This window comes from Streptomyces sp. NBC_01244 (assembly GCF_035987325.1).
GTDB lineage: Bacteria > Actinomycetota > Actinomycetes > Streptomycetales > Streptomycetaceae > Streptomyces.
In genome coordinates, this window is the sequence record NZ_CP108488.1 from 8,311,802 (window position 1) to 8,326,670 (window position 14,869).

At 69.0% G+C, this 14,869-nt stretch carries 8 protein-coding genes and 2 pseudogenes; 6 read left to right on the plus strand and 4 right to left on the minus strand.

Going from position 1 to position 14,869, the window contains the following annotated elements; translation table 11 throughout:
• Positions 1-11 precede the first annotated feature (11 nt).
• Positions 12-2,255, plus strand: a complete 2,244-nt coding sequence (locus tag OG247_RS36955; protein WP_327256332.1) for an MMPL family transporter — start codon at positions 12-14, stop codon at positions 2,253-2,255.
• Here OG247_RS36955 and OG247_RS36960 read toward each other — a convergent pair.
• Positions 2,224-3,219, minus strand: coding sequence for an MFS transporter (locus tag OG247_RS36960; protein WP_327256333.1), 996 nt, complete (start codon positions 3,217-3,219; stop codon positions 2,224-2,226). The two genes, OG247_RS36955 and OG247_RS36960, sit on opposite strands and share 32 nt — an antisense overlap.
• Before the next feature lie 46 nt (positions 3,220-3,265).
• A complete protein-coding gene (locus OG247_RS36965) occupies positions 3,266-3,586 on the minus strand; it encodes a hypothetical protein (RefSeq protein WP_327256334.1) in 321 nt (106 codons plus the stop codon).
• 1,863 nt (positions 3,587-5,449) lie between these two features.
• Here OG247_RS36965 and OG247_RS36970 point away from each other — a divergent pair.
• The 5 genes and pseudogenes from OG247_RS36970 to OG247_RS36990 all read left to right on the plus strand — a co-directional run.
• The gene (locus OG247_RS36970) at positions 5,450-7,252 is read left to right on the plus strand and encodes a family 43 glycosylhydrolase (RefSeq protein WP_327256335.1); all 1,803 of its coding nucleotides are present in this window, start codon (positions 5,450-5,452) and stop codon (positions 7,250-7,252) included.
• Positions 7,253-7,338: 86 nt separating this feature from the next.
• Positions 7,339-8,946, plus strand: a pseudogene (locus OG247_RS36975) (glycoside hydrolase family 43 protein); the annotation flags it as partial.
• A 24-nt stretch (positions 8,947-8,970) separates the two neighbouring features.
• Positions 8,971-9,417 (plus strand): RICIN domain-containing protein, encoded by a 447-nt coding sequence (locus tag OG247_RS36980; protein WP_327257765.1) that lies wholly within the window; start codon positions 8,971-8,973, stop codon positions 9,415-9,417.
• A gap of 176 nt (positions 9,418-9,593) precedes the next feature.
• Positions 9,594-11,306 (plus strand): LPXTG cell wall anchor domain-containing protein, encoded by a 1,713-nt coding sequence (locus OG247_RS36985; RefSeq protein WP_327256336.1) that lies wholly within the window; start codon positions 9,594-9,596, stop codon positions 11,304-11,306.
• Between the two features lie 109 nt (positions 11,307-11,415).
• Positions 11,416-11,526, plus strand: a pseudogene (locus tag OG247_RS36990) (YceI family protein); the annotation flags it as partial.
• 407 nt (positions 11,527-11,933) lie between these two features.
• Here the strand turns inward: OG247_RS36990 and OG247_RS36995 are convergent.
• Together OG247_RS36995 and OG247_RS37000 are read right to left on the minus strand one after the other, a co-directional pair.
• Positions 11,934-13,334 carry a glycoside hydrolase family 43 protein gene (locus OG247_RS36995; RefSeq protein ID WP_327256337.1) on the minus strand — a complete coding sequence of 467 codons (1,401 nt, stop codon included), beginning with the start codon at positions 13,332-13,334 and terminating at the stop codon, positions 11,934-11,936.
• A 537-nt stretch (positions 13,335-13,871) separates the two neighbouring features.
• Positions 13,872-14,855 (minus strand): NADPH:quinone reductase, encoded by a 984-nt coding sequence (locus tag OG247_RS37000; RefSeq protein ID WP_327256338.1) that lies wholly within the window; start codon positions 14,853-14,855, stop codon positions 13,872-13,874.
• Positions 14,856-14,869: the final 14 nt, after the last annotated feature.

Consider the following 14,869-nt stretch of genomic DNA (forward strand, 5'->3'; position numbering starts at 1 on the left):
AAGTTGCGCCCATGGTCGCGGCAAAGTGGATTCCGAGGCGCCCGTGGCGGTTTCTCGCAGTCGTCACTGTTCTGGTATTGGCCTTGATTCCGGCGGCGATCGGTTGTTTCAGCCGGTTGACTCCATCGGGGTTCACCGCCACGGGGACCGAGTCCGAGCGGGCCGAGCGAGTGATCGACGAGCAGTTCGACGAGCCGTCCGCCGACCTGATTTTCCTGGTATCAGGCCGGACCTCGATGCAATACGGGGAGGCGGCTGTTCAAGGCCGGGCTCTTGCCCGTTCCACGGCCGATGAGCCGGGGGTGGCCCGGGTATGGAGCTATTGGGACACGGCGAGCCCCACTCTGCTGTCCGGTGACGGGCGGAGCGCATTGATCGGAGTCGAGCTGACCGGAACGGGGGCGGAGGCCGTCAAGACGGCCCAGCGGATCGTGCCGGGCCTGGCGGGAGATCACGGGATTGTCTCCGTGGCTGCGGCCGGACCCGCGTGGAGCAGTGCGGAGGCAGTCCGGCTGAGCCGAGAAGACCTGCGCACCGCCGAGCTGGCTGCGGCACCCTTGGTACTGGTCATCCTGATGGTGGCCCTGCGTTCGGCTGCTTCGGCGCTGCTGCCGATGGTGATCGGTGCCGTCTCCATCCTGGCAACGCTGGCCTTTCTGGGCGGGCTTGCACTGATCATGCCCGTCTCGGTGTTCGCCGTGAACGTCACGGTGGCCCTCGGGTTCGGCCTGTCGGTGGACTACGGACTTCTGATCACGATGCGCTGCCGGGAGGAGATGGCACGCGGGGCAGAGCTGGGAGAAGCCCTCGCCCGCGCGGTCCGCTCGGACGGGCGCGCCGTGCTGTTCTCCGCCGCAACGGTGATCGCCTGCCTGGCGGCGCTGCTGGTCTTCCCCGTGCCGTTCCTGCGCTCCTTGGCAGTGGGCGGTATCGCAGTGGTGGCCTTCGCCGCACTGACCGCGGTCCTTCTCTATCCGGTCCTGCTGCGCTTCTGCCTGCCCCCCGCGCTTCGGGTCGACCGCTGGCTGTTCGCCGGGGTGCGAAGAAGGCTGCCGCTCGCGCGACGGAAGCGCGTCGGTACGCCCGGGCACAGCAGGACGTGGGCATGGCTGGGAACCGTCGCCACGAAGCGTCCTGTGCTGCTCGGAGCCTTTGCGGCCGTACTTCTTCTGAGTTGCGCGGGTCCCTTGGGGAGGGCCGAGTTCGGTGTAGCCGACGAACGTGTCCTGCCGGCCTCCACGCTGGTGCGGCAGAACGGTGAACGGGTGCGCACGGACTTTCCGCAGGCTGCCGAGCCGAAAGTGCCCGTGTTGCTGGACGTCGCCGAGATCCGGGCCGCGGGTGTGGCCGCGGGCGTGGACCATTACGCCCGCCGCTTGTCCTCGATCACCGGTGTCGCCGGGGTGGACACGACCACCGGCTCCTACCGGAGCGGTGCCCGTATCGTCCCGCCTACCCGGGCGCCATCCCGCTTCGCGGCCGACGGTGTGGTGCTGGTGAACGTACGCCTGCCGGCGGGTGCGCACGCACCGGCGTCCGAGCGGCTCGTGGAGCGGATCCGAGCCCTGCCCGCCTTCGCGCCGCGGCTGGTCGGCGGGACTGCCGCGCGGACGGCGGATACGAAGACCGCCCTGTCCCGAGGGGCACCTCTGGCCGCGGCCCTGGCCGGTGGCAGCGCCCTGCTCGTGGTGCTGTGTTTCACCGGCGGTCTCTTCGTTTCCGTCAAAACGCTTGCCCTTGCCGTTCTCAGCCTGAGCGCCGGCATCGGCTGCCTGGTCCCCCTCTTCCAGGAGGGACGCCTGAATACGGGTGACTTCACCGTCACCGGGCAGCTCGAGATCAGCATGCTTTTGCTGATGGCCTGCCTCGCCCTCGGGCTGTCCGTGGACTACGAGGTCTTTCTGCTGGCGCGCATCAAGGAGCACTACAGGGAAACCGGAGACAGCCAGACTTCGATCGTCCACGGCATGGCCTGTACGGGGAGGCTCATCAGCGCCTCCACCCTGGTGGTGGCCACGACGATGAGCGCACTGGCCATGTCCCGCATCACATCGCTGAAACTCCTGGGCACCGGGCTGGCCCTCACCGTTCTGCTGGACGCCACATTGGTCCGAGCCCTGCTGGTGCCGGCGGCCATGCAACTTGCCGGCCGGGCGAACTGGTGGCTGCCTGGCTGGGTCCACCACATCTCCCACCGGCTCGGTCGCAAGCGCGTGGCCGGTCTCAAGGGGGTGACGGAGGAGTACGTCCGCTGACGTTCCGGCCCCGCGCTGTAGGTGGCCGAACCGGGCGTGCAGACGCGAGCGTGCGGGAACACCACGACACGTTGGCCCAGGCGGTGAGGTAGTCGGCGCCCGCATCCCGACCGGGTCCGGTGGCCGGCCCGGGCACCGGACCGCCATGGACGACGGCCCGTGCCAGCTCGTCCGTAGCGTCATGCTCGAGGCCGGCTCGTGCGGCCCGGTCGTGGAGCCCACTGTCCATACGCGCGGCCGGCACGGCGCCGAGCGCGGCCACGCCGACGACCCCGCCGACCTCGCGCAGGGTGTCGGTGACCGCTGCGGCCGTGCCCGCCTGGGAGGCGGGGCCCGGCTGACCAGCGTGATGGTGGCTGGTACGAACAGCAGCCCCGTTCCTGCCGAGTCCGGTGACGGCCAATGTCTGCCCGACGGGATCCCACCGTGCGGGTGCGGCGGGCGGGCAAGGCAGCAACCGCCAGGCGGCGGCCAGCGCCACCACACCGATGGGCAAGTTGATCCACATCACGCTGCGCCAGCCCGGGGCCTGGGTCAGCAGGCCGCCGAACGCCGGGCCCAGCGCCACCCCGAGCCCACCGATCGCGCCCCGCAAACCGAGGGCGCGGGCCCGCGCTGGCGAGGGTGGTCGCCAGGGAGCTGACGGCGGAACCCGCCATGAAGCCGAGCAACCCGGTGAGGAAGGCCCGCCGCTGCCCCAGCCGGTCACCGGCCGCCCCCCTGACAGCAGGGTCGCGGCGAGGACCAGGGGGTACGACGCCACAGCCCACTGAAGTCCGTTGGTGCCCAGGCCGAGGTCTTCGCCCATGGCGGGCAGCGCGTTGGTGACGGCCAGGTTGTCCAGCATGGCCATGAACGCGGCGGCGGAGACCGCAGCCAGGACCGAACCGGGATGCCCCCGGTGCCCACGAGCGGCAGCGCGGGCGCTGCTCACCAGACGGGTCCCCGGCATCCCCGTACTCATGCCGCTCCACCTGCGTCAGCCAACCGGGGGACGGCCTGGCAGATGGTCACGACCGAGCACGAACGCCGGCGCCGGTCTTCGGGGACCGGGTCTGCTCGTCCGCCGATGGCGGTGCGAAGGCGTCGACGTGCCCGTTCGGGTCAGTGGTGGTCATGGCCTCGAGCAGGAGCAGCAGCCGCTGCTGGTGGCCGGCCAGCTCGGCCCGGGCGTACTGCTCCCGGGCACCCTGTACGTCCAGCCGTAGTCCGGCACCGTCCCGCAGGTCCAAGGCGATGAGCTTCAGGCCGGCGGGTCGGCCGGCGGCCACGTGGACGCCGGACACGGTGCATGGGCTGCCGGCCATGTCGAGGGGACGACCGAACGGCATGATGTTGACGATCAGTGAGAATCGGGAGGCGATGCTGCCGGGCAGGCCGAGGCTCCGGGCCAGATCCTCACCGGGGTAGTCAGGAGTCCACGCTGCGGGCGACCGGTTACGGCCAACCCGATCACCACCTCCGGTGCCCCGGTCAGCTGCTGCGCATGAACGGCCGCGGCGGCACAAAGGAACCGCGACCGGTCGACCCCGGCGCGCCGGGCTGCCAGCTGAAGTGCCTCCGGGCGCGCGAGTGGACGGTTCCCGCTCGCGCACACAGCCCGCGCGGCCAGGTATCCGCTCTCCACGTCGTGTGGTCCGTCCTCCTCCTGAGCATGGGCCAGGGTCGCAGGGGCGGGCAGCGGGGCCGGGGCCGGCGGATCGCTGAACGTCCGTGCCCAGTAGGCCCCATCGGCGGCGTACTGCGGTGAGGACCGGTAGCCCAGGTCTGCCTTCACCAGGGCTGGAGTCTGCGCGGGCCGGAGGAGCACTCCTACTTCTGGCGCGGGCGGTCAAGAGGTGTCGTGCCCCTGAAAGCGTGCCGGGGCGCCGACGCCCATGGTGAGCGTGGCGGCCCTTTGCCGTTGATGGATCATCAGGTAAGTCGGCATCTGATCAGCAGCAGTCCCCAAACGTTCCAAAGTGACTGACCGATTGGACGCCTGGCCGGCGGCGTCACGGCAGCCTGGTTCGCATGGAAGTGCAGGTAAGGAGCCTTCTCGTCAGAGGGGGTCCATGTTCCTAATAATCTTCGATCTGACGCGTGCCGATGTACAGTGAAGAACGCCCTTGACCTGCGGAAAGCTGGCAGGGAGCCGTCTTCCAGGAGTTCAAAATGCTGCGCACCATGATCAAGTCCTACATCTGACATCCGGACGTTTCCGCAGGTCAGCGCGGTGCTGTCGGGGTTGCGGTCAGCAAGTAGTCAGCATCGGTCCCGGTCATGTCCCGCCGGTGCTGACTTCGGCGACCGCAGTGCGCGAATGTCGGCGGCCTCCCCTCTGCAGCGGAGGCTTGGCTCTTACCCTGCTGGTCACAGCAGGGTCTTCGCGTTCTGGTGGTAGGCCCGTACCTGGCCCGAGACCTTGGTCCGCCGGTTGCTCGTGGCTGCCCGATGAACCGAAGAGCCCGCAGCAGGTGGAGTTGCCCACGCCGTAAACCGCTCGTCTACACGTCGGCGGACCGCACCACATCGCGATCACCGTGGATCAGGCGGGTCAGCGCTGCGGGGTGAGCAGGCCCGGCCGCTACGGCAGCTCACGTCCGTCCCGTCAGCAACTTCGACAGGACGAGATTCTGATGACGCCTCAGTAACAGGCAGGTTGCGACGCGGGTACTTGACGGCCTCTCATGTGCCGTGGTTTTCTCCCTGCAACACACCGGATGTTCGACTTTCAAGTTGTTAGCGCTAACAATGCACCGGAGGCCCGGCATCCCCACCCCTCAGGGGTCACGTCTTGCCGCCGCCCCGGACGAACAGTCCGTTCGCGCAGCTCAGCGCACCGATCCAGATGGCCAGCCGCCCCGATGCGGGACACGGTCACCGGCCCGGATGACCGAAAGGCAGCGCAATGGCCGACACCACCAACTCCCGTGCAGGCGGCGGCCGCCCGCCCGGCATCCGAGAAGGCGAGGACGGTCTGACGGAGCGCCGGCGCTCGGCGGCTCCGTCCGCATCGCACGGTTCGCACTGACCACACCCCGAGCGCAGCAACGTCCCTCCTCCGCATCTGACCAGCTGCTCAGTCCCCGACGCGCAGCACCAGGAAGGACCACACCATGGCCAGTACCGCCGTCCACAGGCCAACGGCTCACCCGACCGCAGTGAGGTCACCCGCCGCCGGTACGAGCCTCGCCCGGGCAGCCTGGGTGCTGATGATCCTCATATTGGCGTTCGCCGTCCTTCCCGCCGCGGTGCAGCCCACAGCTGCCAGGGCCGACAACCCGATCGTGCAGCACGTCTACACCGCCGACCCTGCCCCGCTGGTGCACGACGGGCGGGTCTACCTCTACACCGGGCACGACGAGGACGGCTCCACCTCCTCCTTCGTGATGAATGACTGGCGCGTGTGGTCCTCCGCCGACATGGTCAACTGGACCGACCACGGCTCACCGCTCAGCCTGAACACCTTCAGCTGGGCGGGCGCCAACGCGTGGGCGGGCCAGGCCGTCGAACGGGACGGCAAGTTCTACTGGTACGTGCCGGTGTCGGTCCGGGCGACCGGCCAATTCGCCATCGGCGTGGCGGTGTCGGACAGCCCCACCGGCCCGTTCCGGGACGCCCTCGGCCACCCGCTGGTGGAGAACAGTGAGATCGACCCGACCGTCTTCATCGACGACGGCGGCCAGGCCTACCTGTACTGGGGCAACCCGAACCTTTGGTACGTCAAGCTGAACGCGGACATGACGTCCTACGCAGGCAGCCCCGTCAGAATTCCGCTCACCACCGAGGGCTTCGGGTCCCGCACCGACAACCCCGACCGTCCCACGCTGTACGAAGAAGCACCATGGGTCTACAAGCGGAACGGCCTGTACTACATGGTGTATGCCGCCAAGTGCTGCTCGGAGTTCATCGCCTACTCCACGGCACCCAGCCCGACCGGACCGTGGACCTACCGTGGAACAGTCATGCCCGCCCAGGGCAACAGCTTCACCAACCACGCGGGCATCGTGGACTTTCAGGGCAACTCGTATTTCTTCTATCACAACGGCGCCCTCCCGGGCGGCGGCGGCTTCACCCGCTCGGTCGCAGTGGAGAAGTTTTCCTACAACGCTGACGGAACGATCCCGACGATCAATATGACGACGGCCGGGGCGCCGCAGGCCGGCACGCTCGATCCTTATGTCCGCCAGGAAGCCGAGTCCATCGCGTGGGGCGGCGGCATCGAAACCGAACCCTCCAGCGAGGGCGGGATGAACATCAGCTGGATTGAAAACGGCGATTACATCAAGGTCAAGGGCGTAGCATTCGGCGCCGGTGCCGGCTCGTTCACCGCCAGGGTGGCCTCAAACACCAGCGGCGGCCGAGTTGAGCTGCACCTGGACAGTGCTACTGGGCCGACGGTCGGGACATGCACGGTGTCGGGCACCGGAGGCTGGCAGACCTGGAGCACGGTCTCGTGCCCTGTTACCGGTGCGACCGGGACCCACGATCTGTACCTGAGCTTCGCCGGTGGCAGCGGGTACTTGTTCAATATGAACTGGTGGCAGTTCACCACCGGCCAGTCCGCCTTCTCGTCAACCGCCGTCGCCCAGCACAGCGGGCACTGCCTGGACGACCCCAACCAGAGCACCACCGACGGCACTCAGTACCGGCAGTACACCTGCGGCGCCGGTGAGGAGCAGCGGTTCGACTTCCGTCCGGTGCAAGGGGTGGCGGACACCTACTCCCTGGTGAACCGCCACAGCGGCAAGTGCCTCGACATCCGCGGTGTCTCCACCGCCGACGGTGAGGCGGTCCATCAGTGGACCTGCCGCGGCGGCACGAACCAGCAGTTCACGCTGCGGCATGTCGCCGCCAACGACTACCAGCTCGTCGCGGTGCACAGCGGCAAGTGCGTGGACGTCGGCGGGATCTCCACCGCCGTCGGAGCATTGGTCCACCAATGGACCTGTGACTCCGCCGGCGCCCTGGCCACCAAGAAGAACCAGGTCTGGCGCCTGACCGGCAAGAGCTGAACCAAGTGCCTTGGTGCTCGCCCTTGGAAATGTTAGCGCTAATACTTCAGCTCTCGTCCCCCCACGCGTGAGGAAGCTGATCTCGTATGTCCTGGCTCCAACACCCCCACAGCCGCCGGAAAGTCATGGCGGCCTCCGTCGGCCTGGTCGCGGGCACCACGCTGCCGGCGATGGGCGCGAGCGCGGCGGCGGCCACGACGGCCCAGCAGGAGCGGTTCACCAACCCGGTGATCTGGCAGGACTTCGCCGACCTCGAGGTCATCCGCGTCGGCGACGCCTACTACTACACCGGCTCGACCATGCACTTCTCGCCGGGCGCGCCCGTCCTACGCTCCTACGACCTGGTCAACTGGGAGTTCATCGGCCACTCGGTGCCGGTCCTCGACTTCGGCGACGCGTACGACCTCAACGGCGGACGGGCGTACGTCCAGGGCATCTATGCGTCCTCGATGCGCCACCGCCCCAGCGACGGGACGTTCTACTGGCTGGGCCAGATCGGCGGGCAGCGGTCGTACGTATACAGAGCCACCAACGCGGCGGGCCCCTGGACCCGGCACGCCGAGATCGGCAGCAATTACTACGACGCGGGACTGCTCTTCGACGACGACGGCACCCCATACGTGGCGTACGGCGCCAACGAGATCCGCGTCGCGCAGCTCTCCCCGGACATGCGCACCGAGGTCAGGTCCGAGCACGTGCTCACCAAGCCCGACGAGATCCACTATATGGAGGGCTCCCGCTTCTACAAGATCAACGGGAACTACTACATCTTCGTCACCCGTCCGCCCAACGGCCAGTACATCTGGAAATCCACATCAGGCCCCTTCGGCCCGTACAGGATGAGGGAGGTGCTGTTGGACCTGCCGGGCCCGATCCCCGGCGGCGGCATACCGCACCAGGGCTCGCTGGTCGACACCTCGAACGGCGACTGGTACTACATGGGCTTCATCGACGCCTATCCCGGCGGCCGCGTCCCCGCCCTGGCCCCGGTCACCTGGAACGCCGAGGGCTGGCCCGAGCTCCAGACCGTCAACGGCACGTGGGGCGAGACATACCCCTACCCGGTCACCCCGCACCCGCTCCCGCCGATGACCGGCGCCGACACCTTCCAGGGAACGGCGCTGGCGCCCTACTGGGAGTGGAACCACAACCCCGACACCGCCGCGTTCACCGTCAACAACGGGCTCACCCTCAGGACCGCCACCGTCACCGACGACCTCTACAGCGCCCGTAACACCCTCACCCGCCGCATCCAGGGCCCCGCCTCCACCGCGACCGTCGTGCTCGACTGCTCCGGGATGGCGGACGGCGACCGGGCCGGGCTGGCGATGCTGCGGGACTCCTCCGCCTGGATCGGCGTCACGCGGCAGGGCGGCGTCAGCAGGCTGGTGGTGTTCGACGGCCTGACCATGGACGCCGGCTGGAACACCAGCAGCACCGGCACCGAGCAGGCCCGCGCCGACCTCCCCGCGTCCGGCAGCCGCGTCTGGCTGCGCGCCGCCGCCGACATCAGCCCGGGGCCGGGCCGTCAGGCGACGTTCTCCTACAGCACCGACGGCACCACCTTCACCCGGCTCGGCCCGGCCTTCACCATGAGCGAGAGGCCTCATTTCTTCATGGGCTACCGCTTCGCCGTCTTCAACCATGCCACCCGGGCCCTCGGCGGCGAAGTGCTGGTGGAACGCTTCGAGTTGCGCGCGCACGCGCCGGCGGCCCCTGTGGACACCAACGCCTGGTACGTCATGGTCAACCGCAACAGCGGCAAGGCACTGGACGTGGCGGGCGTGAGCTCCGCGGACGGCGCCGCCCTCACGCAGTGGGCCCGGTACGACGGGCCCAACCAGCAGTTCCAGTTCGTGGACTCCGGTGGCGGCTACTACCAGTTGAAGGCGAGGCACTCCGGCAAGCTGCTGGACGTCTCCGGCTGGTCGACGGCCGACAACGCCGCCATCCACAAGTGGAGCGACCACGGTGGCGTGAACCAGCAGTTCCGGTTGGTGGACTCACCGGACGGATACGTCCGGTTGATCAACCGCAACAGCGGGAAGGCCGTCGAGGTACCGGGCTTCTCCTCCGCCGACGGGACCGGCATCGTCCAGTATTCGGACTGGGGCGGCGTGAACCAGCAGTGGAAGCTCGTCCGCGTCTCGGCAAAAGATGTTTGAAACGGCAACCTTTCCGCTCCGGCCGGCCACTTAGGGGTGTACCGACGAGGGCGAGCCGTGATCAGCGGCCCTACACCCTCTGTGTCAACACCCGATCGGAGCCCCACATGTCACCAGGCAACCCGAGATCCCCCGAGCAGCCGATGCCTCGGGATCGCACGCCCCGCCGTAGCCGGATGCTCCGGCATGTGGTCGTGGGGGCGGTGGCGGTGCTCGCCGCCTCGGCCGGTGTCGGCGCCCTGGCGCCCAGCGCGGGCGCCGCGCCGACCGTCCGCATCCGTGTGGATGCCGGTACCTCCTTGGGCACGGTGCCCAGCAGCGGTGTCGGCCTCAACACGGGCGTCGGCGACGAGCACATGGGGGACCCCAAGGTGACATCGCTGATGAAGGCCGCGGGAGTTCGGCAGCTGCGCTTTCCCGGCGGCTCCGGCGCGGACGACTACCACTGGAAGACCCACACCATGGGCAACGGCGGCTGGATCGTACCCAACACCAATTTCGACCGCTTCATGGCCACCGCGAAGAAGGTCGGCGCCCAGCCGATCCTGACCGCGAACTACGGTTCCGGCACCCCCCAGGAGGCCGCCGACTGGGTCAAGTACGCCAACGTCGACAAAGGTTACGGCGTGAAGTACTGGGAGATCGGCAACGAGGTCTACGGCAACGGGCACTACGGCAACGGCAAGGGCTGGGAAACCGACACGCACGCCGACAAGAGCCCGAAGGAGTACGGAAAGAATCTGGTCGCCTACTCGAAGGCGATGAAGGCCGTGGACCCGAAGGTGAAGATCGGAGCGGTGCTCACCACCCCCGGCTTCTGGCCGGACGCGGAGAAGGCTCCCGGTGACAGCGCCGACTGGAACAACACGGTGCTCTCCATCGCGGGAGGCTCGATCGACTTCGTCATCGTCCACTGGTATCCGGGCGGCACCACCACGGCCGACCTGCTGAACACCCCCTCCCGGATCGCCGGTGTCACCTCCTCGCTGCGCTCGCTGATCGCCAAGTACGCAGGCTCGCGCGCCGCTTCGGTGGAGGTCGCGGTCACCGAGACCGACACCGTCTTCTCGCCCGTCTTGACCAGCCAGGCCGCAGCCCTGTTTGCGCCGGACACCTACATGACTTGGTTCGAGCAAGGCGCCACCCACGTGGACTGGTGGAACCTGCACAACGGCTCGGGCGACGCACCCACCACCGTCAACGGTGAGACCGACTACCAGGACGGGGGCATTCTTTCCGCTGGAACCTGCGCCGGGGGGAAGTGCGAACCGCCGCGCGACACGCCCTTCCCCACCTACTGGGGCATCCGCTCGCTGACCGCACTGGCGCAGCCTGGCGACACCATGGTCAGGTCGTCCTCGGGCAACTCGTCGGTCACTGTGCACGCGGTGCGGAGCAGCAACGGCGGGCTGAACGTCATGCTGACCAACAAGAGCCCGCAGAACGCGGCGCAGGTGTCGCTCTCGTACGCCGGGTTCACCCCGGCCACAGGGGCGGTCAAGACCGTTTCGTATGCCAAGGGAGGCACCGCCCTGACGACGGCGGAGCGGGGCACGGCGGTCGCACAGACGCTGGCGCCCTACTCGATCACGACTCTTCAGCTGAAGCCCGCGTCGGGGACCGCTGGCGCTGACAAGCCGTTGCCGGCCCCCAGGCCGACCGCCGTCACGCCGGTCGTCTCCGCCTCCGGCACGACCGGCACCCGTGCGCAGGGGGAGCGCGGCGTACCCGTCGGCCGGCCGACCCCGAGCAGCACGTCCGGCGACCTGGCTTCCACCGGGGTGAGCAACACCATCACCTACAGCGCCCTCGGTGGCCTGCTGGTCATCGCCGCCGGCAGCGTGCTGGTGCTTCGCGGACGTCGCCGCGGGGCTTTGCGCGGGAAGTGAGACCGCGTGAGTGACCGACGGCCCGGCAGCAACGCCACCCACCCGAGGCGCGCGCCGGGCCGTCGGCCTCCGTGCCGGCGTCGGCGGTCAGGTAACAAACAAGGCCGGGGTCGTTGACCTGGACCTGGCCTACCTCGGCACCGGTGCCGGCCCGTGGGGTGGCCCGCAGGCGGCTGCGTTCCGGGCCACTGTGGAACTGCCGCGTGAGGACTTCGCGATCTTCGGGGACCTGGCGGTGTTGCCCGCCTGGCGGGGGCAGGGCATCGAACGGCGACTCCACGACGCCGTTCTGACCTTCCGGGACGAGAACGGGTCGGTGCTGTTCGCAGACTCCACCGATGCCACCATGCGGGGCATCTACCGGAACTGGCGCTACGTCTGGCGCACCGCAGGAGGCAGCGCCGATCGCTGCGCCCCGCCCCGCTGCTGATCTCCGGCCTTGTGCAGACCGGTAGCGCCGCCCCGGACACGTCCGTGGGCGCCACCTGCCCCACCGCGTACGGTCGACGGGCCCGTCCGGGTCGATCTCGCCACGGACACCGCCTGGGTCCCTTCGGGGTCACCCCGAAGGGACCCAAGCCGGCGTTTCCCAACGGCCGTGAAGCCAAAGGCCCGAGCCGACCCCCGTCAGTAGCCGACGTGGAAGGTGGCGTCGGCCTTCTCCGTGGTGGTGGCGATCGGGTCGATGCGCAGGACGTAGCCGGTGTGCCGGATGTAATGCGTCGGGAAGTTGTGCGAACGGAAGGACGACCAGGAGGAGTCGGCCAGGCCGGCGGTCCTGTGGAACGTGGCGTCCGCGGCGAAGGTCGCGGTGCCGTCGTTCTCTTCCAGCCGCAGGTCGTAGTTGGAGTGCCGCAGGTAGCGGGTCGGGAAGTTGACCGACTGGAAGGACACGCCCGCGCTGTCGGCCAGGCCGCGTACGAGCTTCCACTGCGAGTCGGTGTACGGGTCGAACGGGTAGACATCGATCCGGCCGACGGAGTTGGCATGACGGACGTAACGGGCGGGGTAGTTGTAGGACTTCAGCCGGTTCCAGGCGGGGCTGCCCCACTTCGCCACGAGGTTGTCGTACTCGGTCGTGGTGATCGTCGCGATGGTGCAGTGCTTGGAGTTGAGGGGCTGGGTGTAGTCGCGCTGGTCCAGCGCGGTCCAGTTGCCGGCGGCGAGGTCGTTGCTCTGCCAGGCGTAGAAGACGCCGTTCGGCGTGTAGGTGTCGCCCCACAGGTACCAGGATCCGGAGGTCAAGGACTTCACCAGGGTCGGCGCCTCGGTGCCGCCGTGGGCGGCCGCCGTGCTGAAGGGCGTGAAGCTGCCCGGCTGCAGGGTGGTCGACCGCGCGCCCACGAGGGCCTGGTCCCTCCCCCTGTAGTAGAGGTAGTTGACGCCGTTCACACCCACGGCGAGGTTGCCGTCAATGATGTCGTAGCCGGGATCGAAGAAGACTTGCGGGGACGACACCGTCTGGAAGTCGGTTGTGTAGTTCACCATGATCACGCCGTGGCCGCTGGCATTGACCGACGAGTAGATGATCCCGTACTCGCCGCGGCCGGCGTCCCAGAACGCCTCGGGTGCCCAGCTGTGGGTCACCATGTCGTGCAGCTTCAGCCGGCGGTAGCCGGTGAGGGTGCGCAGGTCCGCGGAGTCCCAGATGTGGATGTACTGGCTGTTGTAGCCCCAGTCGGTGCCCTTGAGGTCGGTGGCGAGGACGACGAAGGTGCCGTCCTGCTTGCGCATGATGAACGGATCACGCAGACCGCCCGCACCCGCGGTCGGGGTCACCACGGGGTTGTTCTGGTTGAGCGGCATCCAGCGCAGGCCGTCGGTGCTGACCGCCAGGTGCAGGCCGTAGTCGGCCTCCAGCATGGTCGCGGACTCGGTGAAGTAGCCCATGACGTAGGCCGCGTCCGCGGCGTAGGCGGGTCGCGCGCCCAGGGCCAGCGTTCCGGAGAGGGCCAGCGGGACGGTGGCGGCCATACCGAGGAACAGGCGTCGCGACGGGTGGGGGCCGGGGCCGGTTGTTGCGGTCATTTGCGCTCCAGGGTGCGTGGGGGGCGGGCGGCCGTTCTCGGCAGGCACGGCATGCACCGTCGCAGTGCTGGGCGGGGGCGCCCGGACCACGGCATGCAACGGGTCCCGCGGGTGGTCGCGGACGTTGCGTCCCGGGGCGGGAGGTTGCTGCCCGTTGCGTGGAGCCCAGCCCGTCGGGAGTGCGGGGACGGTGGAAGCAGGATTGATTGTTAGCGCTAACAATCAATTCAGCCAGGACGCGCGGTAGATGAGAGCGGCTCGGTGGCCATCACTATGGGTCTGCCCGAGTAGCGCGTCAAGGTCACGCGCAAGGTCGTCCCGCTGCCCGGCCGGGAAGCGCGGCCCGACCCGATCCGTCGTCCCGGACGGGCGCGTCGGCCTCGACGAAGGCCAGCCGCCGGTTCATGCCGATGGCCGCAGCGTTGCCCGGGTGGTGGAAGGCCCGCATCCAGTGCACGCCGCGCGAAGCTGCTCGCCAGAAGCTTCATCGCCAGCGCGACGCCCCTCCCCAGGTGGCCGGCCGGCACTCCGTCTGCGCTATTGGGGGATGGCGAGCAGGATGCGGCCGTGGCCACCGCCGGCGTCGACGTGGTCGTGGGCCTTGGCGATGTCGTCCAGCGAGTAGCGGTCGCCGACGGCGATGGTGAGGGCGCCGACGGCGGCTGCGGAGGTGAGGTCGCGGGCGGCCTGGCCCTTGGCCTCGGCGGGGAAGTCGTCGCTGCCGAGCAGCCGCAGGGTGACGTTGTTGAACAGCAGCGGCCAGAAGGGGATCTCGGTGCGGTCCGTGCGGGTGGCGTAGGCGGCGATGACGGCGTTGTTGGCGGCGACGGCGTTGTCGAGATCGGCGTTGTCGGACAGCGCGACCTCGATGATCCGGTCGACGCCCCGTGGCGCGTACGAGCGGATGGCCGCGGCGGGGTCGCCGGTATCCAGGGCGACGGCGTGGGAGACGACGGCCGGGTCGACGTGGTCGAGGTCCGCGGTGCGGCGGACGGTCGCGATCACAGTCGCGCCGGCCCAGTGGGCGAGCTGGGCGGCCAGGGAGCCGACGCCGCCGAGGACTCCGTGGACCAGGACCAGTCGGCCGTCGACGGGGCCGTCGGCGAAGACGGTGCGGTGGGCGGTGATGCCGGGGATGCCGAGGCTCGCCCCCAGCTCATCAGTCAGATGGTCGGGCAGAAGTACGGCTTGGTGGTCGGGTACGACGGTGTACTGAGCAGCTGTACCGAAGGGGCGGTAGGACTGGGCGCCGTATACCCAGACCCGCTGTCCGACGCGGCGGGCGTCGACTTGGGCGCCCACGGCGTCGATGACTCCGGCGGCGTCGCTGTGCGGGATCACCCGTGGATAGGGCATGGACGAGCCGAGCCAGCCGCGCCGCTTCTTGGTGTCGCCGGGGTTGACGCCCGAGACGGTGACACGGACGCGGACCTCGCCGGGGCCGGGGACGGGATCAGGTAGTTCACCGACGTGCAGGACATCGGCGGCGGGTCCCTGGTCGTCGTACCAGGAAGCAAGCATGGGGGTACCTCCGT